Consider the following 25,851-nt stretch of genomic DNA (forward strand, 5'->3'; position numbering starts at 1 on the left):
AACTTAAAAGGAGCTGTTTTGGAGTATCTATGACTGAATCAAGTAAACCTCAAGCACAATATCTTAAAGACTATAAAGCTCCTGATTTTTTAATTGACCACACAGAGCTAACCTTTGACTTACAGCCATTATCAACCAAAGTAAGCTCTTTGCTAACGCTTACGCGTGTTGGTGATAAAAAAGCACCTTTAGTGCTTGATGGTATTGATTTACGCTTACTGTCTTTATCTATTGATACGGTTGATATAACTGATTATGAAATTATTGGCGAGCAGCTAATAATTAATAACCTACCGGATAGTTGTCAATTAAGTATTGTGACCGAGATATCGCCTGAGACGAATACTTCTTTAGAGGGTTTGTATTTATCTGGCGGTGCGTATTGTACACAGTGTGAAGCGCAGGGTTTTAGAAAGATCACCTATTACATGGATCGCCCTGATGTACTTGCCACGTTTGATGTAACTATTATTGCCGATAAAAAGTATCTACAACTTCTTTCTAATGGTAATCAAGTAGACAGTGGTGAAACACAAGATGGTCGTCATTTTGTGAAGTGGCAAGACCCATTTAAAAAGCCGAGCTATTTATTTGCACTTGTAGCGGGCGATTTTGATGTTTTAAAAGATACGTACACGACTAAAAGCGGCAAAGATGTAGAATTAGCATTGTTTGTTGATAAAGGTAATTTATCTAAAACACCCCATGCTATTGCCTCACTCAAAAAGGCAATGCAGTGGGATGAAGAACGCTTTAATTTAGAGTATGACCTTGATATTTATATGATTGTAGCCGTCGATTTTTTCAACATGGGCGCGATGGAAAATAAAGGGCTAAACGTTTTTAACAGTAAATGCGTATTAGCTAATCAAGAAACAGCCACAGATAAAGACTACCATACGATTGAATCCATTGTAGGGCATGAGTACTTTCATAACTGGACAGGTAACCGAGTTACTTGTAGAGATTGGTTTCAGTTATCGCTAAAAGAAGGGTTAACTGTATTTAGAGACCAAGAGTTCAGTAGTGATTTAGGCTCTCGTGCACTTAACCGAATTGATGCGGTCAAAGTTATGCGTACGCATCAGTTTAGCGAAGATGCAGGCCCTATGGCTCACCCAATTCGCCCTGAGAAAGTTATTGAAATGAATAACTTTTATACAGTAACTGTATACGATAAAGGTGCTGAAGTTATCCGTATGATGCACACATTACTGGGTGAAACTAATTTTCAAAAAGGGATGACGCTTTACTTTGAGCGCCACGATGGGCAAGCAGTTACATGTGATGACTTTGTAAGTGCGATGAGCGATGCATCAGGTGTTGATTTAGAGCAATTTAAACAATGGTACAGCCAATCAGGTACACCGCGTTTAAATGCAATTCAAGAATTTGATAGTAGCTCAAATACATACACTTTGACAATCGAGCAAACAGCGCCAGCTAATCAGCCAGAGAATAAAAAGCTTCATATACCTTTTGCTATTGAACTACTTGATGCCAATGGACAAAGTATTGCTCTGCAATATAAAGGTAAAAAGCTAGATCATGTACTCGATGTAACTAATGCGACTCAAATATTTAGCTTTGATAATATTTTAGAAAAGCCTGTTGCGGTTTTGCTAGAAGACTTTTCTGCACCTTGTATTTTAAACCAGCAAACAACAGAGCCCGAACTATTGCATATTATGCGTTTTGCGCGCAGTGATTTTTCACGTTGGGATGCACAACAGCAGCTATTCATTAAGGCGATTAAATCTCAAATCACCGATGCAACGAATAGCGTATTAAGCAGCGAAATTATAAATGCGCTACGTGTACTTATAAACACCAAAGAGGGCGATTTAGCTTTAATTGCAGAGCTGTTTAAATTGCCGAGTTTTGACACGTTAGCTGCTGAATTTGATGTAATACCTGTAGATGACATTATTGAAATAACAGAAAAGTTTGAGCAACAAATTGCTGATGAACTTGCTGATGAGCTGCTTAGTTGTTACGAATCTCTTGAAGATGATGGCAGTATAAGTGCAAGCGCTGTTGCGAATCGTGCTTTAAAGCAAATATGTCTGCACTACCTTGCTAAAACACAAAGTCCAGAAGCTGTAACCTTTATTCAAGAAGCTGCAAGCTCGACTAATATGACTAATGTACTTGGTGCCTTAAGCGCTGTGGTAAAAGCTTCACACCCTGTTAGAGATGAGCTTTTGAGTCATTTTGATAGTCAGTGGCGTCATGATGTTTTAGTCATGGATAAGTGGTTTGCACTACAAGCTATGCAATCAGGCAGTACTGCTATAGATGATATTAAGGCACTTTACGAACACCCGTGTTTTGATTTTTCAAATCCTAACCGTGTACGTGCACTTGTAGGAAGTTTTAGCCACTTTAATACAGCACAATTTCATCGAGCAGATGCTCAAGGCTATGCGTTATTAGGTGATTTATTAATAAAACTTAATGCAATTAATCCACAAAATGCATCTCGTATGTTAACACCGTTTATGTCGTGGAAGCGTTACGATGATGTACGCTCACAAGCAATGAAGCTGCAATTACAACGCTTAGCCAACTTAGATGGCCTAAGTGCTGACTTGTATGAAAAGGTTGAAAAAGCGCTCGCATAAATGATTGAGTATTATTTTACCTTAAGATTGAGCTATAACGAGTGCATGGATTACTACCATGGCCGTTTTAGCTCTTTACAAGTTGTAGAGGATGGCGGTAAAACAATTCGTTTTGCTGCTACGCATTTGAGGCCCTTCATTTCGAGCTTGGGTGTACGTGGCCGTTTTAGACTCTTATTAACCCCCGAAAACAAGTTCATCCGCCTAGAGCGAGTGGCCTGACACTCGGTTTTTATGTTATATATACATAAAAATATTGTATTTTTGTTAATTTCAATTTGTCCTATTGTTAAATTACGTGTATAAATTATCTGGTACGACGTCTTACCAATACGTAAGCGTTAACCAGAATAAGAAGTATATGACAGATTAGAGCGAGTATTTGTAATTTTACTGATTCGCTTCTATCGTTATGATTACACTAAAAACAATAACTTGATCACACAAAATGACCCGCGACAGGGGGGAACCAAAATGATAAGAAGATCGCTTTTTGTTAAAAATAGAATCGCTATAGGTTTAGCAGCCGCTAGTTTAGGTTTATCTGCAGCAAGTACTCAAGCTGTAACATTTGAAGCTGGAGGTTTTGATATTACCTTCGATTCAACCTTTTCATATGGGCAAAGTGTTCGTGTAGAAGACAGAGACTTTAACCTAATTGGCAAAAGTAATAACCCAGCATTTGATTGGACAGGATACAACCCAGCGCTAAGTAATACTATTTACTCATCACAAGATGTATGGGCACAACCGGGCTCTTACTCAAACAATGGTGATGCGGGTAATTTAAATTTTGATAGTGGTGACTCCTTCTCAAAACTATTGAAGGGCACACACGACCTTTCAATAAATAAAGATAACTACGGTTTGTTCACTCGCTTCATGTATTTTTATGACTTTGCGTTGATGGATGGCAATCATGCATATTCAAATCCTACATCAGGGCAGGGTGTTGATCCATGTGACGATAAAGACACCAAAGCACAAAGTTGTGCCGACATACGTTTATTAGACGCGTTTGTATGGGCCGATTTTGATTTAAATGATGGTAATAACCCTTTATCTGTCCGTTTAGGCCAGCAAGTAGTTAACTGGGGTGAAAGTACGCTTATATCTCATGGTATTAACGTAAACCCAGTTGATATAGATCGATTAAAAGCACCTGGCGCTGAGCTAAAAGAAGCATTTATACCAATCGGTATGCTTTGGGCATCGCTCGGAATTACTGAGAATATTACGCTTGAAGGTTTCTACCAATATCAATGGCAAGAAACACGTTTACCAGCAGCAGGTACATACTTTTCTACTAATGACTTTGCAGCAGAAAATGGTTATCAGCAGAATGTTCAATTAGGCTTTACGTCTAATCCTGATATTGATGTTGCTTTTTTAACGGATAGTTTAAATAACCTAACATCTGATTTTGCATTAGCAGCAGCTGCTCAAGGTATTGATCCTTCAAGTGCTGAAGGAAGCGCTTTATTAGCCCAAATGTATCTTGCTTACCCAACTAAGGTTGCATTAAAAGGCAAAGGGGATAATGGTAAAACAGAACCTGAAGATGGCGGCCAGTACGGTTTACGTTTAGGTATATTTTTACCTGAATTTAATGATACTGAAATTGCGTTATACCACGTGAACTACCACAGTCGTCGTCCGCTTATATCTGGTCGTGTATCAAACTTTTCGCAGGCAGCAATTGCTCAAGATTTAGCGATGATCATGACAACAGAAATTACGTCAGATAATGTTGCTGATTTAACCGCTTTTTCTAAAGCTGAAAACGACTACCCAGAAGATATTAAACTATATGGTTTAAGTTTTAACACAACTATTGGTGAAACAGCCTTTGCGGGTGAGTTTGCGTTTCGTCAAGATGAACCACTGCAAATTGATGACGTAGAGTTACTTTATACAGCTATGCCTGAGCAGTTAGCTCTTGCAGGTCTTCGTCCTGATTTTGCAGGTATTTCGCAAATGAGTTTTGGCGATGATATTAGTTCTGTTGGTGCGGGTGAAGTTGCTCAAGGCTATATTGAACGTGATACATCACAAATTCAATTCACGGCTACTCACTTATTTGGACCTTCATTAGGTGCTGATAGTTGGGCTGTAGTTGGTGAAGTGGGTGCAGTAAAAATTCATAACATGCCAGAATATGACGAAATGCGTTTAAATGTATCCGGTACTGGCCGTAGTGGCACAATTACAGGCCCAGGTACTACTGATTATTCAACATTGCAACTTGGTTTATCAAATGGCGCTGAAGAAAAATCATTCGCCACAGCATCTTCTTGGGGTTACCGCTTAATTGCTAAAGGTGATTATTTTAACCTTTACAAAGGTATTAACTTCTCTCCACGTTTTGTATTTTCTCATGACGTAAATGGTAATACACCAGACCCTATGTTCTTATTTATCGAAGACCGTAAATCTTTGGGTGCAACCATGAACTTTAACTACCAAAATGCGTGGTCACTTGATGTGAGCTATAACTCGTTTTGGGGCGGCGGCGATATTAATACTTTCTCAGATCGCGATTACGTTTCTTTTAACTTAAAATATTCTATTTAGGGGTAACATTATTATGATTAAAAAACCTACCCTCATCGCTACAGCTTTTTGTAGCTTGTTTGCAAGCAGCGCAGCTTTAGCTAAATTAAACGCTGATGAAGTTGCTCAATTAGGTCAAAACTTAACGCCAATGGGCGCAGAAAAAGCAGCTAATGCTGATGGCTCTATTCCAGCATGGAATAATGGCATTACTTCTGCACCAGCAGGTTATGAAGCTGGTATGCATCACCTTGACCCATTTACAGCTGATAAAGTGCTTTTCACTATTGATAAAAGTAATATTGAAAAGTACAAAGCCAATTTAAGTCCGGGTCAAATTGCTTTATTTGAAGCATACCCAGACACATTTAAAATGCCTGTGTATGAAACTCACCGTTCTGCGTCTTACCCTCAGTTTGTGTATGATGCGACTAAAAAGTTTGCACCGACTGCTGAATTAATTGAAGGCGGTAACGGTATTAAAAATACGGCGATTGGTATTCCTTTCCCTATTCCTAAAACGGGTTTAGAGGCAATTTGGAATCATTTATTACGTTACCGTGGCCAGTCTATTGAGCGTTTTGGTGGTCAAGCTGCACCAACTGCATCTGGTTCTTATAACTATGTTGGCTTTGATGAGCAGTTATTAGTTAAGTACTCAGACCCTAGTGCAACACCAGCAGAGCTACAAGACTCAAATATTTTGTTTAAGTTTAAACAAAGCGTTACAGAACCAGCTCGTTTAGCGGGTACTGCATTATTAGTTCATGAAACAATGGATCAAATATTAACGCCGCGCCAAGCATGGACTTATAACTCGGGGCAACGTCGTGTTCGTCGTGCACCTAATGTTGCATATGATGCACCAGGCACAGCTGCAGATAGCCTGCGTACTACCGATGATTTTGATATGTTTAATGGCTCGCCAAATCGTTACAACTGGACACTAAAAGGCAAGCAAGAGTTATATATACCTTACAACAGCTATAAACTTCATAGTGATAAGCTAGAGTACGATGATATTTTAATGCCTGGCCATATTAACCCAGAACATACACGTTACGAAAAACACCGTGTTTGGGTTGTTGAAGCTAACTTAAAAGATGATACACGTCATATCTATAAAAAACGTGTGTTTTACATCGATGAAGATAGCTGGCAAGTACAGGTTACTGATATTTATGATAACCGCGACCAACTTTATCGTGTAGCAATGGCTTATGGCCTTAACTACTACGAAGTACCTACACAGTGGAGTACGCTTGAGGTTTATCATGATTTGAATTCTCGTCGTTATTTAGCAATTGGTTTAGATAACCAAGAAAAAATGTACGATTTTTCACAGTCATTTAACGATAACGAATTTACTTCAAGCGCTTTACGTCGCGCAGGTAGATAGTATTAAACTAGGCATTTAACAATTTGTTAAGTGCCTTTTCCTTTCTCATCGCGTTTGTCTTACAGCGCGCAACGCTTTCCCCAGTAAAAAGACAAACAACTCTCTCGTACAAGGCGATTAAAATTTATGAAGTATTTGGTATATGCCAGCCTGATAATAAGCGGTGCGAGTGTTGCACAAGAAGCCCCTAGCAATGCAATCAGTGCAACAAATGCAGCTAAAACCTTACTCACCGACATAACCAACACAGGCAATGGTCTAATTGCAGTAGGTAAACACGGTACTGTTATTAAAAGTATCTCGGGTGATAAATGGCAACAAGCTGAGCTAGTCCCAACTCAAGTGCTATTAACTGCCGTTGATTTTAGTAATGAAAATAATGGATGGGCGTGTGGCCACGATGCAACAATAATAAATAGTACTGACGGTGGTGTTAATTGGCAACTACAACAAGTACAACCAAAATTAGACAAACCATGTTTAGATATTCTATTTGAAGATGATTTAAAAGGTTTTGCAGTGGGCGCATATGGCATGTTTTATCAAACCACCGATGGTGGTAAACATTGGCAAAAACGCTTTTTAGATTCGCTATTATTTAGTGATGATCGTGATTACTTGAACGATTTAAAAGAAAATGACCCCGAAGGATACGAAGCCGAAACTGCTTCAATTTTACCGCACTTTAATCGAATCGAAAAAACAGATAATGGTTTAATGCTGGTTGGTGAGATGGGCTTGATGGCCAGAAGCATTGATGATGGTCAAACTTGGCAAAGGATAGAAGAAATTTATCCTGGTTCATTCTTTGCAGTTGCATCAGATAGCACACAAGAAATTGTGGCAGGGCTTCGAGGTAATGTTTTTGCAAAGCAAAATGGTGAACAGCAGTGGCAGCATTTCGAAAATGTTAAAACAGCGACGATCAACAACATCATTAATTATAATAACAAACAATGGCTTATGCTTGCCAACAGTGGCGTTATTTTTCATCTTCAAGATGGGTTACTCACCCATGAGCAGCTTGCTGACGGTAAAGCGATTCTTGATGGTGTAATATTAGATAACAGGCTGATTATGGCTACAGAAGATGGCATTAAAGTGAAGGAGTTAACCCCTTAATGCATAAACTACTCGATTTTATTGAAAAGGCGATTTTTAGACATCGCTTAATTATGCTTATAAGTTTTGCACTTATAAGCTGTTTACTTGTATTCAAAGCGACTCAAATTCAATTAGATGCATCGTTTAATAAAAATATTCCGTTAAACCACGATTATATGAAAGTGTATACCAAGCATGAAAAGCAGTTTGGTGGTGCAAACAGTATTTTGATTTCAGTGTGTGATGACAGTGGTGATATATTTAATCCAGAGTTCTTTACTCAATTAAAAGCGGTTCACGATCAGCTTTATTTCATTCCTGGCGTAAATCGTCCATTAGTTAACTCAATATTTTCACCCAGTGCTCGTTTTGTTGAAGTAGTGGAGGATGGCTTTGCCGGTGGCCCAATTATTCCTGCTAACTTTAAAGCAGATAAGCGTGGTTTAGGTGTAGTAAAGGAAAACATTGAAAAAGCAAAAGTTGTAGGACGTATGATTGCCAGCGATTATTCGTGTGCAATGGTAACTGCTCAACTTTTAGAAACTGATCCTCAAACACAACAAAAATTAGACACATTAGCTTTTGCACAAAAGCTAGAAAGTGATTTAAGAGAGCCTTTAAGTACGGACAAAGTAAGTATTCATATTATTGGCTTTGCAAAAATGGCTGGTGATATAGCGGAAGGTGCAAAAGGGGTGGTTGTATTTTTTGCCATTGCTATCGCTTTTACCTTTATTATGGTCTGGCTATTTTGTGGCAGTTTAAAGCTGACTATTTTGCCTATCGCATGTTCCATTATTGCTGTTATTTGGCAATTAGGCCTGCTTTCAAGTTTAGGTTTTGGCCTTGATCCTATGTCTATTTTGGTACCGTTTTTAGTATTTGCTATTGGTGTAAGCCATGGTGTGCAGATGATAAATGCGATTGGTAAAAAAGTAGGTGAAGGTAAAACAACACGTATTTGTTGTCAGTCAAGTTTTAGGGCTTTATTAGTGCCAGGCGGTATTGCACTGCTTTCAGACACCGTAGGCTTCTTAACATTACTTACCATCGATATTGGTATTATCCGTGAACTTGCCATTACAGCGAGTTTAGGTGTAGCAGTAATTATATTTACTAATTTAATCTTATTGCCAGTTTGGGCTTCGTACATGAACTTTGAAAACAGTGTACATATTCAATCTGGTGATGCAGCAAAACCAAACATGCTTGATAAAATCCGCGACTTACTTGTTAAAGCGACTGATCCTAAAGTAGCTAAAATGATTATTGGTTTTACCCTTGTTCTATTTGCTTTAGGTTACTGGCAAGCAGATAAAATGCGTATAGGTGACTTACATGCAGGCGCGCCATCACTGCATCAAGATGCTCGTTATAATCAAGACACGTTTTTAATATCAGACAAGTACACTATCTCGTCTGATATCTTAAAGGTAATTGTAGAAGCGTATCCTGCAGCATGTACTGAGCATGATGTGATGGAGCGTATAAGCCGTTTTCAATACAAAGTAGAGAATGTAGCAGGTGTGCAGTCTGCTGTAAGTTTGAGCTCTGTAGCTCAATCGGTTAACGCAGGCTACAACGAAGGCAATTTGAAATGGCAAAGCTTGCCACGAAATTCAGCAAGTTTAGTGCAGTCAACGTCTCGAGTTGAAACTAGTACAGGTTTACTTAACGGTGATTGTTCAGTTATGCCAGTGATTATATTTTTAGATGATCATAAAGCACAAACTATAGATACTGTAATTAAGAGTGTTAAGCAATTTGCGCAAGAAGAGGGCACTGATAAATTAGCATTTAAATTAGCTTCAGGACCTGTTGGTGTAATGGCAGCGACTAATGAGTCGGTTGCAGAGGCGCAAATACCAATGATGCTTTATGTTTATGGTGCCGTTATTATTTTATGCCTAATGAGCTTTAGAAGCGTAAAAGCAACAATAGCCGTAGTATTGCCGCTTTATATTGTATCAACACTTGCACAAGCACTTATGGTTCAATTAGAAATAGGCTTAACCGTTTCTACACTGCCTGTAATTGCGTTAGGTGTTGGTATTGGGGTTGATTATGGTATTTATATACTGTCGTCAATGATGGGGCAGCTTAAGCAAAACGTACCACTGAGTATTGCTTATCGTAATGCACTTGTTGAGCGTGGTAGTGCTGTATTGTTTACCGGTATTACACTTGCGATTGGTGTGAGTACGTGGATATTCTCAGATCTTAAATTCCAAGTTGATATGGGTATACTGTTAACCTTCATGTTTTTAGTGAATATGTTAGGTGCAGTGTTGTTATTACCCGCTATTGGTAGCCTTCTCTGGACTGACCAGAAAAAATAATGTGAATAATTTTGCTCCTAAATGGCCTGTAAAGGCCATTTATATCTACAATTTGTGAATAGATGACCAAATAGCTGAAATGCTTAAAATGTTTTCATCGAAAAGGCTGTTTATTAGCTGTAAAAGGGTTAGAATTTGATTGACTCCACGCTAATGAATAGCTGTACAAATTCCTGCTCCTGAGCAGTAATAGATTAAGGAACATACAATGACACGAAATGAAGGCCAAGCCTCGGTTATCCTAGATAATGTCTGTAAGCTGATCCAGAAAAAAGTTCGCGCTGATAATGTGTTACTCGTTGAGAAATTCGCCAAAGCCTTGTACAGCAATATGTCTAAAGAGGATTTGGCAAACCGCAACGATAGTGACCTATATGGCGCAGCATTAAGCCTTTGGAACTCGCTAGAAAAAAATACTACCGACGACGCAGTTATCCGCGTTTTCAACCCTGAAGTGGCAAAAGATGGCTGGCAGTCATCACATACAATCGTAGAGATTATTACTAAAGACATGCCGTTTTTAGTTGATTCTGTTCGTATGGCCATGACTCGTGAAAATATCGCCTCTCACTTATTACTTCACTGCCCATTAAAAATTAAGCGCGATGAAAACGCTAAAATTTCTGGATTATCAAATTTAAAAGCAGAGCAAGAATCCTCATCTACTAAAACAGTATTTTTTATTGAAATTGACCGTCAAACAGATTCTTCTGTGATTGAGTCTTTCAAGAAAGAGTTAGAGTCGGTTCTTGTTGATGTATCAGTTGCTGTTGATGATTGGCAGCCAATTCGTAAAAAATTGATTGCAGTAACCAAAGAGTTACCTAAACGTCATCATAATAAAACGACAGAAGAAGTTTCAGAAACAACTGAGTTTTTAGATTGGTTAGCGAAAGATAACTTTACCCTAATGGGTTACCGTGAATATGAGCTAAGCCCAGTTCAAGGTGATTACCAATTAAAAGGTAAAATGGAATCAAGCCTTGGCTTGATGAAAAACTCTACTGAAGAGCACACACGATTATTATCAGAATTACCAGAAGTTGCCCGCCAAGAAGCACGCAGCAGCAACCTACTGATCCTAACAAAAACTAACTCTGTTTCTCGCGTTCACCGTCCAGCTTACATCGATTACGTAGGTATTAAGCGTTTTGACGATGAAGGCAATGTAATTGGTGAAGACCGCTTTATTGGTTTGTTCTCATCAAGCTTTTACAATAACAGTGCTACTGATGTGCCTGTTTTAAAGAGTAAAATTAACCGCATTATGGAAATGTGTGATTTTGCTAAAGGTACACACGCTTACAAAGCTGTTTTAAATATTTTAGAAACCTACCCACGTGACGAGCTAGTTCAAGCGCGCGAAAGTGAGCTACTTGAAGTTGCTATGGGTGTTTTACAAGTACAAGAGCGCGATATGTGTCGCTTGTTTGTACGTAAAGATGCGTATGGTCGCTTTTTATCTTGCATGGTTTATGTTCCTCGCGAACGCTATAACACGGCTCTTCGTCGTGAAACGCAAGATATATTAGCTAATGCATTTAATTCTGACGATAAAGTCGAATTTACTACTTATTTCTCTGAGTCAACACTGGCGCGTACTCATTACACCGTTCGTGTGACCGACAACAAGATCGAATATAACGTGAAAGACATCGAAAACAATTTAGTAGAAGCTGCACGTACGTGGGAAGATAAACTTCAATCTGCACTTTTAGAGTCTGCGGGTGAAGCACGTGGTAACGATTTAAATCGTAAATACTGTAATGCATTTGCACGCTCATACAAAGACGAAGTGCTTCCAAGTGCTGCGGTTGTTGATATTGAAAAGTTAGAACTACTTAGCGATGAAAACAAGCTAGAAATGCTGTTTTACCGTCCTCAAGAAGAAGCAAACAGTAATATTGTACGATTAAGCTTATTCCATAAAGATGAGCCAATTCACTTATCTGATGTTATGCCAATGCTTGAAAACTTTGGTCTGCGCGTTGTTGGTGAAACACCATATTCAGTTAAAACTAGCGATGGTCGTATTAACTGGATCATGGACTTCTCGATGCTTATTGACAGCAAAGGGATGGCAGACTTTGATAAAATTTCAGCACGTTTTCGCGCTGCATTAACAAATGTGTGGGGCAACCGCCTTGAAAATGATGGTTTTAACCGTTTAGTATTAATGGGTGGCCTAACTGGCCGCGAAGCCTCTATTTTACGTGCTTACGCTAAGTACATGCGTCAAATTGGTGTAACGTTCTCACAAAGTTACATTGAAAGCACATTTGCAAATTATCCAAACATTGCAGCGCAAATTGTTAATTTATTTGCTAAAAAGTTCTCAGTTAAGAGCCCAGCAAGTGCTAAAACACTTGAAAAGTTAAGTACGCAAATTTACTTAGAACTTGAAAATGTAGCAAACCTTGATGATGACCGCATTATACGTTTATACGTAGATATGATTGTTGCGACACTACGTACCAACTATTTCCAAAAAGATGATGCAGGTCAGTTTAAATCTTATGTTTCGTTTAAAATACAGCCTAGCTTAATTCCTGATGTACCACTTCCACTTCCTGCGTTTGAGATCTTTGTTTATTCTCCGCGCGTTGAAGGTGTGCATTTACGTTACGGTAAAGTAGCGCGTGGTGGTCTGCGTTGGTCTGACCGTCGTGAAGACTTCCGTACTGAAGTACTTGGCTTAGTTAAAGCGCAACAAGTTAAAAATACAGTAATTGTACCTGTTGGCTCTAAAGGTGGTTTTGTATGTAAACAATTACCTAGTGAGCGCGAAGCGTTTATAAAAGAAGGCCAAGAGTGTTACAAAATCTTTATCCGTGGTCTTCTAGATATTACAGATAACATAGAGCGCGGTGAAGTAGTGCCAGCTCGTGATGTTGTTCGCCACGATGAAGATGATGCATACCTAGTGGTTGCAGCCGACAAAGGTACAGCTACTTTCTCTGATATCGCAAACGGCATAGCTAATGAATACAATTTCTGGCTAGGCGATGCATTCGCATCAGGTGGCTCGGTTGGTTACGATCATAAGAAAATGGGTATTACAGCTAAAGGCGCATGGGAGTCAGTTAAACGACATTTCCGTGAAATGGATATCGATTGTCAAACGACTGACTTTACAGTGGTAGCCATAGGCGATATGGCTGGTGATGTATTTGGTAATGGTATGTTGTTATCTAAGCATATTCGTTTACAAGTTGCCTTTAACCATATGCACATTTTTGTTGATCCGAACCCAGATGCTGCTACTTCTTACCCAGAGCGCGAACGTTTATTTAATATGCCGCGTTCATCGTGGGAAGATTACAATAAAGAGTTAATTTCTGCCGGTGGTGGTGTTTTCTCTCGTGCTGCTAAATCAATTACGCTTAGCCCAGAAATGAAAAAAATGTTGGGCACTAAAAAAGCAAGTATGACCCCAAATGAGTTAATGAAAGCTTCATTGATGATGGAGTTCGATTTACTGTGGAATGGCGGCATTGGTACATACATTAAAAACTCTAAAGAAACTGATGCAGATGTAGGGGATCGTGCAAACGATGCACTACGTATCAATGGTAGAGATTTAGGCGCTAAAATAATTGGTGAGGGCGGTAACTTAGGTGCAACTCAATTAGGTCGTGTTGAATTTGCAGCTAAGGGTGGTCGTGTTAATACTGACTTTATTGATAACGTAGGGGGCGTTGCCTGTTCAGATAACGAAGTTAACATTAAGATTTTACTTAATGGCTTGGTTGCTGAAGGCGACTTAACACGTAAACAACGTGATGAGCTACTTTATTCTATGACAGATGAAGTATCTGAATTAGTATTAAAAGACTGTTACCGTCAAACACATACTATTTCAATTACGCAGTCTAAAGGTACTTCAACGCTTAAAGAAAAGATTCGCTTTATTCATGCACTTGAAAAAGATGGTAAGTTAAACCGTGCTATTGAGTTCATTCCAAGTGATGAAGAATTGGCAGAACGTGCAGCCGCAGGTAAAGACTTAACTCGCCCTGAGCTTTCAGTGCTAGTGTCTTACGCAAAAATGGTATTAAAAGAGTCTTTAGTAAGTGATGAAATTACTGAAAACCCTTACTATCGCCAATTGCTTGTGAAGTCATTCCCACGTCCTCTACGTGAGAAGTTTAACGATGCGATGAACAACCATCCACTTCGTAAAGAAATTATTGCAACTAAACTTGCTAACAGTATCGTTAATGATATGGGTTTAAACTTCATGGTACGTATGCATGAAGAAACCGGTGCCAACGAAGCTGAAATTGCAATGTGTTACTCAATTGCTAGCGAAATATTTGAAATGCGTGATACATGGTCTTCTATCAGCGCACTGGATAATAAAATACCAGCAGCGGTACAAACTGAAATGCTTTACCAACTTCGTCGTACTGTTCGCCGTACTACGCGCTGGTTCTTACGTCATCGTAATAAGTCACAAACGATTGAACAAGGAATTGAATTCTTTGCGCCAACGTTTAAAGATTTAAGCGATAATTTAAATACATACATGATTGAAAAAGAAAATGACCGTATTGTAATTGAAGCTAATAAGTTAATTGATGCCGGCGTTCCTGCAGATATAGCTAAGCGTATTGTTTCGTTATCAAGCTTATTCTCTGTGATGGATTTAGCTGAGGTTGCTAATAATTCAGGTAAGAGTATTTCGATGGTATCGAATACTTACTTTAAACTAGGCGCGAGAATGGGTCTGCATTGGTTCTTAGAGCAAATAACTAAGCAACCAGTAGCAAATCATTGGCAAGCACTTGCTCGTTCATCTTACCGTGAAGAGCTTGATTGGCAGCAACGTACGTTATCTGAAGTGGTGCTAAATAGCTTTGAAGGTGACGAGAGCGATGTTGATAGTCAAATAGATGAGTGGATGGATAGCCAAGATTTATTACTTCAGCGTTGGAAACAAATGTTGGCTGAGTTTAAAACATCACAAAGCCACGACTTTGCTAAGTTCTCAGTTGCACTTCGTGAACTTATGTTATTAAGTCACAACTGTGATACATCAGGAAAATAATTTAGCTTTAATCAGTTATTTGTTTAGTAAATAAATAACTGATTGTTAAAATTGTTATACAATACCTCAGCCTTGTCTGAGGTATTTTTTTGTCTGAAATTTAAAAAGAGGATTATATTGATGTTTTATGATTTAGCTCGCCGTTTTATGTTTACCCGTGATGCGGAGTGGGCGCATGAGTTTGCACTTAATAATCTTCGTCGTTTTGCTAATACGCCTCTAAATATAGCTTGGTCACAAAGTGTTTCAGATAAACCCGTAAACTTTTTAGGTCTTGAATTTAAAAATCCAGTAGGGCTTGCCGCTGGCCTGGATAAAAATGCAGAATGTATAGATGCATTTAGCCAAATGGGATTTGGTTTTATTGAAGTTGGAACGGTTACACCGCGTCCTCAAGTTGGTAATGACAAGCCACGTATTTTTAGACTTCCAGAGTCAAACGCAATTATTAACCGTATGGGTTTTAATAATAAAGGTGTTGATAATTTAGTCGAAAATGTAAAAGCAGCAAAGTACAGTGGCATACTCGGTATCAATATTGGTAAAAATAAAGATACACCTAACGAGCAAGGTAAAGATGACTACATTCATTGTATGCGTAAAGTATTTGAGCATGCCTCATATATTACGGTAAATATTTCATCACCAAATACCCCAGGGCTTCGTGATTTACAATATGGTGCTGCACTTGATGATTTATTGCAAAGTCTTAAAAATGAACAGTTAGATTTAATTGCAAAGCATAATAAGCAAGTTGCTATGCTTGTAAAAATTGCACCGGATCTCGATCAAATACAAATAGAGCAAGTAAGTGAGTCACTTTTAAATAATAAAATTGATGGTGTAATTGCCACAAACACAACGCTTGAGCGAGCCGCAGTCATGGGGCAGCAATATGCACAAGAGGCGGGCGGTTTATCAGGTCACCCTGTTAGAATGCGCTCTACAGAGGTAGTAAGTGAGCTAAAACGCTTAACACAAGGTAAGCTACCAATCATCGGAGTCGGCGGTATTGATGATGCTACATCTGCAAAAGAAAAGTTAGATGCAGGCGCAAATTTAGTTCAGGTTTATACTGGGTTCATCTACAAAGGTCCACAATTGGTAAAGTCGATCGTTAACGGCTTATAAGGATCAGTTATCTAAGCTTTTGATCGTTAGCTAAATGTTCTAAGCAAACATTTTAAAAATGGTCAAAAGCGGTTATACTCTGAGCAATAATTATTCAACATACCCAAGGAGGAGTAAATGTTACAAGCATCAAAGCAATGGCAGTGGATTACTTGTCCTGATAAAAATCGTTTGTTACTTGATTTAAATGACGACATGCAATTATGCACGCCTTATAAATTAAGACAGCTCACCGATTCTGTTTTTAAAAATCCACGTTTTAGTCTCGAAGATGCTGCATTTTACGAACAAGTTTATAATTATCTGGATGGATTTGAATTGTGGTCTGCGGCTCAAATTTGTCAAATATCATTAAATGCTACTGCTGTTAAGTATCACTTAAAACCCGTTTTAGCAAAAAGTTGGTTTTTTGAAGAATATACCGGGACAGAGCCAAGCGTAGAGGCAATAGTAAAATTAACATCTAAAGCGCAGTCAGGTGATTTTTTAATTGTAGAGCATTGTCCTGATGCATCTATTTGTTTGAATTTAAGTGAAACCTTTAAATTAGACGAAAACTTATCTTTAGCGCAATTTGAAGTAATCCGTATTTTGAATAATCGAGTCCACCCCATCCTAAATCAGCAATATCAAAGTCAAACCGCCTAACCAAATTTAAGTCTTAAGCGTGTCTTTATGGCGTGTTTGTCGCCCAACCTATGTTATAATCCTGCGCAATTAGCTATTAAGGGTTATTACTTTGCAATTTATCGCACTTACTTCTATCGGAATCGAAAATTTATTGGTTGATGAACTAACAGAACTTGGCGCAACCGTGTCTAAGCAAACTGTTGGTTCTGTTCGTTTTGAGGCTGACTCATTACTTGCGCAAAAGGTTTGTTTATCAACTCGTTTTGCAACGCGTGTGCTTATGCTTATTGAAGAAAAAGAAGGCGTAGATGACAAAAATAGCTTGTATAATTTTGCGCGCTCGCAACCTTGGCAAGAATGGTTTGGACCTACGCAAACATTCGCTGTCGACTTCAACGGTACCAATGACTCATTAAAAAACACGCAATTTTCGGGTCTTGTAATCAAAGATGCGATTGTTGACTATTTTAATGATTTATACGAGCAACGTCCTAACGTTGATAAGCAAGATGCTAACGTGCGCGTAGTTGCACGATTAAATCGTTACGGCGTATCGATGTATATTGACTATTCAGGTCCTCGTTTGTCAGAACGTGGTTACCGCCAAGGCCAAGGTAAAGCGCCAATTAAAGAGCACTTAGCTGCTGCATTAATTAAGCGAAGTGGCTGGCTTGAAAATGTAAAACAGCCTTTATTCGATCCATGTTGTGGTGCGGGTACTATTTTGATAGAAGCTGCCGGTATGGCGCGAAACGAAGCGCCAGGATTATTCCGTGAAGGTTTTGCTTTTGAGCGTTTACCCAGTTTTAGAGCCGCTAAGTTTAAAGAGCTTAAAGAAGAGTTACTCGCTAATATTACTGATCCTAAATTGTGGTTAATTGGCCACGATTACGATGAGCAAGTATTAAGTAAAGCAATTGATAATGCTAAACGTGCAGAGCTTGACGACGTGATTAAGTTTAAGCAAAGTGATGCAACTAAACTTACAGCTGTTGCAAAATTACCGGGTGTTGTAATTTCAAACTTACCTTATGGTGAGCGTATTGGCTCTATGGCTGAGCTTGTTGATTTACACCGTAATTTAGGCGTTGGCTTTAAAAAGCACTTCAATCACTGGAAACTTGCCTTATTGGGTATGGACGAGAGCCTATTTAAACTTTTAAAACTTGTGCGCCTCAAGCGTTATAAATTTAAAAATGGCCCATTAGATGTTGAGCTTAACTTATATCAATTAGATGATAAGCAAGTAAGTTTGACCACAGATGACAAAAAAGCACTCAATTTTGAAGGCTCAACATCATTTGCAAATAGATTGAAAAAGAATAAACAAGGCTTAAAAAACTGGCTTAAACAAAATAAAATAGATGCTTATCGCGTCTATGAAGCGGATATCCCTGAATACAATGTTGCTGTAGATATTTATGGTGACTCTGCTGTAATTTTTGAATATGCAGCGCCTAAAGAAATTGATGAAAAAACATCAGAAAAACGCCTGCAAGACGTAATAAGTTTAACGGCTCAACAGCTTGAGATTTCACCTGAAAACATTGCTGTAAAAGTACGTAAAAAGCAGAAGGGCGAAGATCAATACACAGCTATGTCTAAACAAAACCGTACTATGGTTGTTGAAGAGTTTGGTGCTAAGTTCAAAGTTAATTTATTTGACTACTTAGACACAGGCTTGTTTTTAGACCATCGCTTAATGCGCCGTTATATTCAAGAAAATGCTAAAGATAAACGTTTCTTAAACCTTTTTGCATACACAGGTACAGCTTCTGTACATGCTGCTCTTGGTGGTGCTAAAGCCATTACTACAGTCGATTTATCAAAGACCTACTTAAAATGGGGCCAAGATAACTTTGATTTAAATGGTATTAGTAATACACGATACCGTTTTGAACAAGCTGATTGTTTAAAATGGTTAGAGCACGCGACAGCACAATATGATTTGATATTTTTAGATCCTCCAACGTTTTCAAACTCAAAACGTATGAAAGACGCGTTTGATGTACAGAGCGATCACATTAAATTATTAACGTGGGTTAAAAAGATTTTAAGCCCATCAGGTACCTTAATTTTCTCTAATAACAAACGTGGCTTTGTGATAGATGAAGTTGGTCTGATTGGTTTAGGTTTAAAAGCCATTAATATTTCAGATAAAACGTTATCACCAGACTTTAAACGTAATAAAAAAATCCATAATAGCTGGTTAATCACACATGGCTAAATGGGTTTTATACCACACTGATGGTTGCCACTTGTGCGAGCAAGCTGAGCAACTTATCACTGAGGTACTTAGTAATACGAGTGAGTTATTACTAATCGATATTATGACTGATGAGCAGCTTATAGCTGAGTATCAAATTACTATTCCTGTATTAAAAAGTGAAAAAGGCGAGCAATTATTTTGGCCTTTTACTTTACACACTGTGCGCGAATTTTTAGCACAAGCAGAATAAGAGCAAATAAGAACTATGGATTTAATTAGAATTTTAAAAGCACAACTTGCTTTTGGTACGCATGCTTTGCTTAACAAAGCAGATGCCGTTATAGAAAGTGGCGAAAGAGTGTGTGTTGTTGGTCGAAATGGCGCGGGTAAGTCAACTCTATTAAAAGTGCTTGATGGCGAAGTTGTATTAGATGATGGTGAAATAAATCAGCTAGGCGGGATTAGAATTTCTCGTTTAGAACAAGATCCACCAAAAGGCGCAAATGGCACTGTATTTGATTACGTTGCGCAAGGTATGCCTGAGATTGCAAACTTACTAATTGATTTTCATCATGTAAGTAATGAGTTGCAAACAGTGTGTACTGATAAGTTATTAAACAAGCTTGAACGTTTATCAAATCAATTAGAAGCGGCTGATGGCTGGCGCTTTGATAGCCGAATTCAATTAGTGCTAACACAATTAGAATTAACGCCAGAAGCTAAACTTGAGTCTCTTTCTGGTGGTTGGTTACGTAAAGTAGCACTTGCACGTGCACTTGTTAGTGAGCCTGATTTATTATTACTTGATGAGCCAACAAACCATTTAGACATGGCAAGCGTCATGTGGCTTGAGCAATTTTTAAAAGAGTTTAAGGGCGGAATCGTATTTATATCGCATGACCGTGCGTTTATTCGCGCTGTTGCTACGCGTATTTTAGATTTAGACCGTGGTAAGCTTATTTCGTACCCTGGTGATTACGCCACGTACTTAGAGCAAAAAGCCCATGATTTAAAAGTAGAAGAAAGCCAAAATGCATTGTTCGATAAGCGTTTAGCCGAAGAAGAAACATGGATCCGCCAAGGTGTTAAAGCGCGTAGAACGCGTAACGAAGGTAGAGTTCGTGAGTTAAAACAGCTTCGTACAGAGCGTAAGCAACGTGTTGACCAAGTTGGTAAAACTGACTTTAATATTGAAACAGCAGATCGCTCTGGTAAGTTAGTATTTGAAGCTAAGAATCTTTGTCATGCATTTAAAGACAAAGTTATTGCTGATGATTTTTCTACACTGGTAATGCGCGGTGACAGAATCGGTCTAGTAGGCCCAAATGGTATTGGTAAAACAACACTATTAAAACTAATGTTTGGTGATTTAGAACCAGATCGCGGCATAACTAAGCAAGGTGTTAATTTAGAGTTTGCTTACTTTGACCAATATCGTGAAAAGCTTGATGAAGAAGCAACAGTTCAAGATAACGTTGCCGAAGGTAAACAAGAAGTGATGATGGGCGGCCGCTCACGTCATGTTTTAGGTTATTTACAAGACTTTTTATTCCCGCCAGCACGTGCTCGAACCCCTGTTAAAGCACTCTCTGGTGGTGAAAAAAACAGATTACTATTAGCTAAATTGTTTTTAAAACCGTCTAATATCCTTGTTCTCGATGAGCCAACGAATGACTTGGACATTGAAACGTTAGAGTTACTAGAGGACATCATTAATCAATACCAAGGTACAGTGCTGATTGTAAGCCATGACCGTGAATTTATTGATAATACATGTTCAAGTGTATGGGCGTTTGAAGGTAACGGTAAAGTTACAGATATTGTAGGTGGCTATAGCGACTATGAGGCTTACGTTAACTATTTAGCTGAACAAGAAAAAAAAACGCAGCAGCAACCAGTAAAAAAAGTTGAAAAAGTAGTCGCTCCAGTTGCTAAACCTGCAGCTAAAACAAATAAACTCTCTTACAAATTAAAACTTGAATTAGAGCAACTACCGAATAAAATGGAAAAACTAGAAGCTGAAATTGAAGCTCAACAAGCTGTAGTTAGTGACTCAGACTTTTTTAAACAAGAGAGTGATGTAACAACTAAAGCATTGAACCATTTGGCACAACTTGAGTCTGACCTTGAAGCTGCGCTTGAGCGCTGGGAAGAACTTGAAGAATTACAGAATCAGTAGTAAGGACTAAAATGAAATATAAATTACTCGCTGCCAGTATTTTAGCGACATTAAGCACTTCAGCAACAAGTGCTACGTACCAGTTAAGTGAATTAGGGACTCTTGAAGACGCTAAATATTCTTATGTAACAGATGTAAGCGAAAGCGGGCATATTATTGGTTTCGCAAATGGTTTATACAATTTACCTATTGATATCAGCTATATAGATTTTACTGAAAATATTATTGAAAATAGCTACGATAATACAGAGGCTGCATTTGATTTAAGTGATAAAGAGATTACCTTTACACTTGATGACATTGAAAATAATGATGCAGTACTTACTAATTCTGATGCACATACTTTCATGGTTAGTTTTTTATCTTCAATTTCTACAAATTTTGAATATCAAAAATTAAGCTCATTAGTTGGCATAAAGTACAATGACACACAAGTAACAGAGCAACCGTTATTTGATGTTGCATCTGTTGATTATGATGGCTTAACGCGTTCAACTATTAACCTTTTTAATGCTGTAAGTGAAGATGGCGTTTCGGTTGGTTGGGGCAGTGCACCTTATGACAAAGTATCTTTTACACCCGATGGTGATGATGAAGCAGAAACATGGTTCACTCATGAATTTATAGAGCGTGGGATTGTAATAAGTGCTGATGGCAGTATAAGTGTTGAGTTAGAACCTGAATTCAATGAATATGGCGGCACAAGTCGTGCTAACGGCATTATTAAAACAAATAGTGGTTATACTGTAGTAGGTAACGTTTCAACTAGTATACCAGTTGAAATGCAAGATGATATTGATGATAGGTGTGATAATGAAGACGAACCAACATCAGTATGCATTAATTTATTGAGTTCATCGTTTGGTGTATTCAATAAGCGTGCTGTTAAGTGGGAACTTGATGAATCGTTAAATATTATTTCTGTTGAAGAGCTTGGTATGGCACTGACACCTGATGAAGGTGAAACGGAAGATGACGCATTTACGAGTACTGCTTTAGCAGTGAACAACAACGGTACAATTGTAGGTTCATCAAATACGCGTTATTACAAAAATGATGATACGATTCTTACAATGCCAGTTTATTTTAAAGACGGTGCAGTCACTGACTTTATTAATCAAGAAGACGATTGGCAGGCTGGTAAATCAATCGCTATTAATGATAATGATGTAATTACAGGTTATGCGACAAAGCGTATTGAAGGTACTCTTCGTAATAAATTCTTCTATCATGACATCGAAACAGGTAATACAGTTTTTCCAACTGATTATTTTTCAAGTTCAAGTTCTTATGGCAACGATATAAATAATCAAGGATATATTGTAGGCGAAGGGGAAGTGGGTGTATCTGATAGTTCACGACTCAAAGAAGCCTTTATTTACAAAATTGGTGAAGATAAAATCACTAATTTGAATGATTTACTGCCTTGTTATGACACTGATGGCGAAACTGACTACGCTTACTCAATGGTTGAAGCAACAGCTATCAATGAAAATAATGAAATATTTGGTACTGCGACTAAGACAGTTGAAAAACTTGATTCTTTAGGCGGTGTTGTAACTGATATCAATGGTGAAATTGAATACGAAAGTATTGCAGTTGCAGTTAAGTTAACGCCAATTGCAAATGGTGAAGTAGAAAACTGTGCTCCAGTAGAAGCAGAAGTGTATGAGCGTAACTCTGCTAGCTTTCCTTGGTATACATTATTGCTATTACCATTAGTTGGCTTAAGACGTATATTTCGCTTTTAAAGTTGACTAATATTGATTATAAAAAAAACCAACTTAATAAAGTTGGTTTTTTTTCGTCTATAATATTTTATAAGATTAGGATTGCCATGAATCTTATAATTATTATTTAGCTTTAACGCTACTAATTATTTCGCGATAACCATGCCTTTTTAACAGAACGACGCCAAATAATATCAATACCAAAATAGCCGATAATTGATGCAATAGAAGCACATACTAACGAACCTAGTAAAAATGCAGGACCAATAGTTTCTATGCTCTCTAGAAACCAAGACCAACTAGCTTCAAATACAAAGTGTTGCTCAGGCTGATTAAGTATTAATGTACCCACTAAGTATGAGCCATAAAAAATAGGTGGCATAGTTAGAGGGTTTGTAAGCCATACTAGTGCTACTGAGATAGGTAAATTAACTCTAAATAATATAGCGCCGGCTGCTGCTAAAACCATTTGAAAAGGAACAGGGATGAAAGCAAAAAATAACCCGACTGCAAATGCACCTCGAGCAGAACGTCTATTTAAATGCCAAAGATTTGCATCTTGTAAAAGGCGTCCAAATATTCTTAGTGATTTATGATGTCTAATTTTATTTGGATCAGGTAAAAATCTTTGGATCGTTTTTTTAGCCATTTAAAGCAACCATTTACATCAGTGTGGATAAGTCTTGGGTTTGTAATTGGCTGTATAGCAACCGTATTTTATTATCAAACTCTCGAATTTACAGTATTCACAATTTTCATTGTAATAATGAGCGCTTATTTTAAGCCGTTTTCAAACGTATTGTTAGGCTTTATTTGCGCAATTTGCTTTGTCGGACTGCATTTTTACCTATTTTATAGTTTTGAAATACCAAAACCGGATGAAAAGTATGCACTTGATTCTACATTAATTGTTGAAGAGGTTATTTCTGACAAAAAACCTCAATATATTAAAGTTAAAATAGTGGCATTAGAAGGGAGTAATTTCTCGGATTTTAGAGCACCCAAAGCAATGCTCAGTGTTAATTCTGCACAGTCTTTAATAGTAGGTGATGAATTTTCTGCTTTAATTCATTTAAAACATTTTCGTAGTAATAAAAATTTTAATGTATTTGATAATGAACGTTATGCTTTTATAAGTAGAATATTATTTAAAGGTAAAGTACTTAATAAAAATCTTAATATTATAAATAGCGACAAACAAAGCATAATTTTAGATTATCAACACTTCCTTAAAAACACTTATACGGATACAAAACTACAGTGGCTCTATTATGCATTGCTTAGCGGTGAAAAATCTTTGATGAGCTACGCTGATAGACAATTAATGCAATCTCTTGGGCTAAGTCATTTACTTGCTATATCGGGGTTACATATTGGTTTGATTTTTAGCTTCGGTTATCTATTTACTCGATTCATTTTTGCAAAAATTAATTCTTCGATCGGGCAATCATTCAACCTGACTCTTTATTACAGTTCATGCGGATTTTTAGTAGCCTTGGTTTATGTGTACTTAAGTGACTTTTTAGTATCGGCAACGAGAGCGCTTATCATGCTGGGTTGTTATTTATTATTGTATTTTCTTGCTAAGCAGTCGCTGCGTTGGCGGAGCATTTTATTTGCCTTGGTTATTGTTCTTATTGTTAACCCATTTAATTTACTCAATCCAGGTCTCTACTTTTCATTTTTAGCGGTTGCTATCATTTTTACAGTTATTAATAAATTACCAATATTAAACACTCGCATAAAAAACAAAGTTATTTCACTGTTTGTTATTCAAATAGCGTTATTTATTGGTTTATTGCCACTTTCACTCTATTTTTTTAATGGGGTAAGTATTGCCGGTTTGATAATAAACTTAATTGCTATACCGCTGCTTTCAATTATTATCTTACCTTTTTTAATTGTTTTTACATTACTGAGTATTTTCTTAGATATAAGTATTTTAATAAACCTGTTTGATACTGGCTTATATGTGCTATTTAAATTGCTTAATGAAATACCAGAATCGTTAAGATGGATAACGACTGGCAGAATTGACTCAATATTTGTCGTTTTTACTTATATTATTATGTTGATGGTTTATTTTCTTCCTTATAAATGGCTCGCTTTTATTCCAGCAATAACGCTTTTATTAAATTATTGGCTAACAGAAAAGTCTAAGTGGCAACTACATGTATTTGATGTTGGGCATGGACTTATGGCATTAATTGAAAAAGATAATCAAGTGCTTATTTATGATTTTGGCCCCAGTTATTTCAATCGCTTTAGCCGTACGCGAAGTATTTTATTGCCTTATATTAAAGCCAATAATTTAACAGTGAAAACGGCGATTCTAAGTCATGAAGATAATGATCATGCTGGAGGATTACAACATTTCATAGATGCTGGCTTTGGTGAAACATTACAACAATTTCATCCTAAAAATACACATAATGTATGTGAAGTCATAAACATTGATTTTGCTGGATTAAAAGTACAAAGCTTTAGTACAAAAGGGTTTGGAAATGAAAATGATGATTCATGCGTTGTTAGGGTATCAGATAATACTCATAGCGTTTTACTTACTGGTGATATATCAAAAGCGCGTGAAGCATCGTTATTAGCGGATAATACATCATTAAAAAGTACAGTAATGTTAAGCCCGCATCATGGCAGCGATACATCCTCAAGTGTTAATTTTATAAATAACGTTGCTCCCCAAGTAGTCATTCATTCAAGTGCCTATAAAGGGCAATGGGAATTCCCCAAGCCCATTGTCGTTGAACGGTATAACCAAATAAATGCTCAGCAATTTACGACAGGCGTTGAAGGGCAAATTAGTATTAAATTTTATGCAAAGAATTTGGCTATAGAAACAGCAAGAGGGCAGGAAAGTTACTGGTTTATCAAAGATTGACGTTTAG

At 37.6% G+C, this 25,851-nt stretch carries 15 protein-coding genes; 14 read left to right on the forward strand and 1 reads right to left on the reverse strand.

What is annotated here, in order from left to right; genetic code table 11:
- Nucleotides 1-29 precede the first annotated feature (29 nt).
- The 13 genes from pepN (at nt 30) to GQR52_RS06500 (ending at nt 22,969) form a co-directional block, all read left to right on the forward strand.
- The gene (gene pepN / locus GQR52_RS06440; protein ID WP_165727869.1) at nt 30-2,624 is read left to right on the forward strand and encodes an aminopeptidase N; all 2,595 of its coding nucleotides are present in this window, start codon (nt 30-32) and stop codon (nt 2,622-2,624) included.
- The gene (locus tag GQR52_RS06445) at nt 2,625-2,846 is read left to right on the forward strand and encodes a DUF2835 family protein (protein WP_010552655.1); all 222 of its coding nucleotides are present in this window, start codon (nt 2,625-2,627) and stop codon (nt 2,844-2,846) included.
- Between the two features lie 252 nt (nt 2,847-3,098).
- Nucleotides 3,099-5,198 carry a DUF1302 domain-containing protein gene (locus tag GQR52_RS06450; RefSeq protein ID WP_165727870.1) on the forward strand — a complete coding sequence of 700 codons (2,100 nt, stop codon included), beginning with the start codon at nt 3,099-3,101 and terminating at the stop codon, nt 5,196-5,198.
- A gap of 13 nt (nt 5,199-5,211) precedes the next feature.
- The gene (locus tag GQR52_RS06455) at nt 5,212-6,576 is read left to right on the forward strand and encodes a DUF1329 domain-containing protein (protein ID WP_165727871.1); all 1,365 of its coding nucleotides are present in this window, start codon (nt 5,212-5,214) and stop codon (nt 6,574-6,576) included.
- Between the two features lie 126 nt (nt 6,577-6,702).
- The gene (locus tag GQR52_RS06460; protein WP_165727872.1) at nt 6,703-7,698 is read left to right on the forward strand and encodes a YCF48-related protein; all 996 of its coding nucleotides are present in this window, start codon (nt 6,703-6,705) and stop codon (nt 7,696-7,698) included.
- On the forward strand, nt 7,698-10,019 hold the full coding sequence (locus GQR52_RS06465) for an MMPL family transporter (protein ID WP_165727873.1): 2,322 nt from the start codon (nt 7,698-7,700) through the stop codon (nt 10,017-10,019). The genes GQR52_RS06460 and GQR52_RS06465 overlap by 1 nt, the downstream gene beginning before the upstream one ends.
- Nucleotides 10,020-10,227: 208 nt before the next feature.
- A complete protein-coding gene (locus GQR52_RS06470) occupies nt 10,228-15,069 on the forward strand; it encodes an NAD-glutamate dehydrogenase (RefSeq protein ID WP_033027177.1) in 4,842 nt (1,613 codons plus the stop codon).
- Between the two features lie 120 nt (nt 15,070-15,189).
- Nucleotides 15,190-16,200 carry a quinone-dependent dihydroorotate dehydrogenase gene (pyrD, locus tag GQR52_RS06475; protein WP_165727874.1) on the forward strand — a complete coding sequence of 337 codons (1,011 nt, stop codon included), beginning with the start codon at nt 15,190-15,192 and terminating at the stop codon, nt 16,198-16,200.
- 117 nt (nt 16,201-16,317) lie between these two features.
- Entirely contained in the window at nt 16,318-16,848 is a 531-nt protein-coding gene (locus tag GQR52_RS06480) for a cell division protein ZapC (protein WP_007586900.1), read from the forward strand.
- A gap of 91 nt (nt 16,849-16,939) precedes the next feature.
- Nucleotides 16,940-19,057 carry a bifunctional 23S rRNA (guanine(2069)-N(7))-methyltransferase RlmK/23S rRNA (guanine(2445)-N(2))-methyltransferase RlmL gene (rlmKL, locus tag GQR52_RS06485; protein WP_007586899.1) on the forward strand — a complete coding sequence of 706 codons (2,118 nt, stop codon included), beginning with the start codon at nt 16,940-16,942 and terminating at the stop codon, nt 19,055-19,057.
- Entirely contained in the window at nt 19,050-19,289 is a 240-nt protein-coding gene (locus GQR52_RS06490; RefSeq protein ID WP_007586898.1) for a glutaredoxin family protein, read from the forward strand. Before rlmKL ends, GQR52_RS06490 begins: the two co-directional genes overlap by 8 nt.
- Nucleotides 19,290-19,304: 15 nt before the next feature.
- Entirely contained in the window at nt 19,305-21,218 is a 1,914-nt protein-coding gene (locus GQR52_RS06495) for an ABC transporter ATP-binding protein (protein ID WP_165727875.1), read from the forward strand.
- Nucleotides 21,219-21,229: 11 nt separating this feature from the next.
- Nucleotides 21,230-22,969, forward strand: a complete 1,740-nt coding sequence (locus GQR52_RS06500; protein WP_165727876.1) for a DUF3466 family protein — start codon at nt 21,230-21,232, stop codon at nt 22,967-22,969.
- Between the two features lie 121 nt (nt 22,970-23,090).
- Here GQR52_RS06500 and GQR52_RS06505 read toward each other — a convergent pair whose 3' ends face one another.
- Nucleotides 23,091-23,597 (reverse strand): DUF2062 domain-containing protein, encoded by a 507-nt coding sequence (locus GQR52_RS06505; RefSeq protein WP_007586895.1) that lies wholly within the window; start codon nt 23,595-23,597, stop codon nt 23,091-23,093.
- On the opposite strand from GQR52_RS06505, the gene GQR52_RS06510 reads away from it, so the two are divergent.
- A complete protein-coding gene (locus tag GQR52_RS06510; RefSeq protein ID WP_165727877.1) occupies nt 23,577-25,844 on the forward strand; it encodes a DNA internalization-related competence protein ComEC/Rec2 in 2,268 nt (755 codons plus the stop codon). The genes GQR52_RS06505 and GQR52_RS06510 overlap by 21 nt on opposite strands.
- The last annotated feature ends 7 nt before the right edge of the window (nt 25,845-25,851 follow it).

The sequence above is a fragment of the Pseudoalteromonas sp. 31A1 genome, from assembly GCF_011378815.1.
Lineage (GTDB): Bacteria > Pseudomonadota > Gammaproteobacteria > Enterobacterales > Alteromonadaceae > Pseudoalteromonas > Pseudoalteromonas arctica.

Excerpts from the sequence above, each read along its gene's own strand:
- pepN (WP_165727869.1), top strand. The coding sequence starts at position 30 with ATGACTGAATCAAGTAAACCTCAAGCACAATATCTTAAAGACTATAAA.
- GQR52_RS06445 (WP_010552655.1), top strand. The coding sequence starts at position 2,625 with ATGATTGAGTATTATTTTACCTTAAGATTGAGCTATAACGAGTGCATG.
- GQR52_RS06450 (WP_165727870.1), top strand. The coding sequence starts at position 3,099 with ATGATAAGAAGATCGCTTTTTGTTAAAAATAGAATCGCTATAGGTTTA.
- GQR52_RS06455 (WP_165727871.1), top strand. The coding sequence starts at position 5,212 with ATGATTAAAAAACCTACCCTCATCGCTACAGCTTTTTGTAGCTTGTTT.
- GQR52_RS06460 (WP_165727872.1), top strand. The coding sequence starts at position 6,703 with ATGAAGTATTTGGTATATGCCAGCCTGATAATAAGCGGTGCGAGTGTT.
- GQR52_RS06465 (WP_165727873.1), top strand. The coding sequence starts at position 7,698 with ATGCATAAACTACTCGATTTTATTGAAAAGGCGATTTTTAGACATCGC.
- GQR52_RS06470 (WP_033027177.1), top strand. The coding sequence starts at position 10,228 with ATGACACGAAATGAAGGCCAAGCCTCGGTTATCCTAGATAATGTCTGT.
- pyrD (WP_165727874.1), top strand. The coding sequence starts at position 15,190 with ATGTTTTATGATTTAGCTCGCCGTTTTATGTTTACCCGTGATGCGGAG.
- GQR52_RS06480 (WP_007586900.1), top strand. The coding sequence starts at position 16,318 with ATGTTACAAGCATCAAAGCAATGGCAGTGGATTACTTGTCCTGATAAA.
- GQR52_RS06490 (WP_007586898.1), top strand. The coding sequence starts at position 19,050 with ATGGCTAAATGGGTTTTATACCACACTGATGGTTGCCACTTGTGCGAG.
- GQR52_RS06495 (WP_165727875.1), top strand. The coding sequence starts at position 19,305 with ATGGATTTAATTAGAATTTTAAAAGCACAACTTGCTTTTGGTACGCAT.
- GQR52_RS06500 (WP_165727876.1), top strand. The coding sequence starts at position 21,230 with ATGAAATATAAATTACTCGCTGCCAGTATTTTAGCGACATTAAGCACT.
- GQR52_RS06505 (WP_007586895.1), bottom strand. The coding sequence starts at position 23,597 with ATGGCTAAAAAAACGATCCAAAGATTTTTACCTGATCCAAATAAAATT.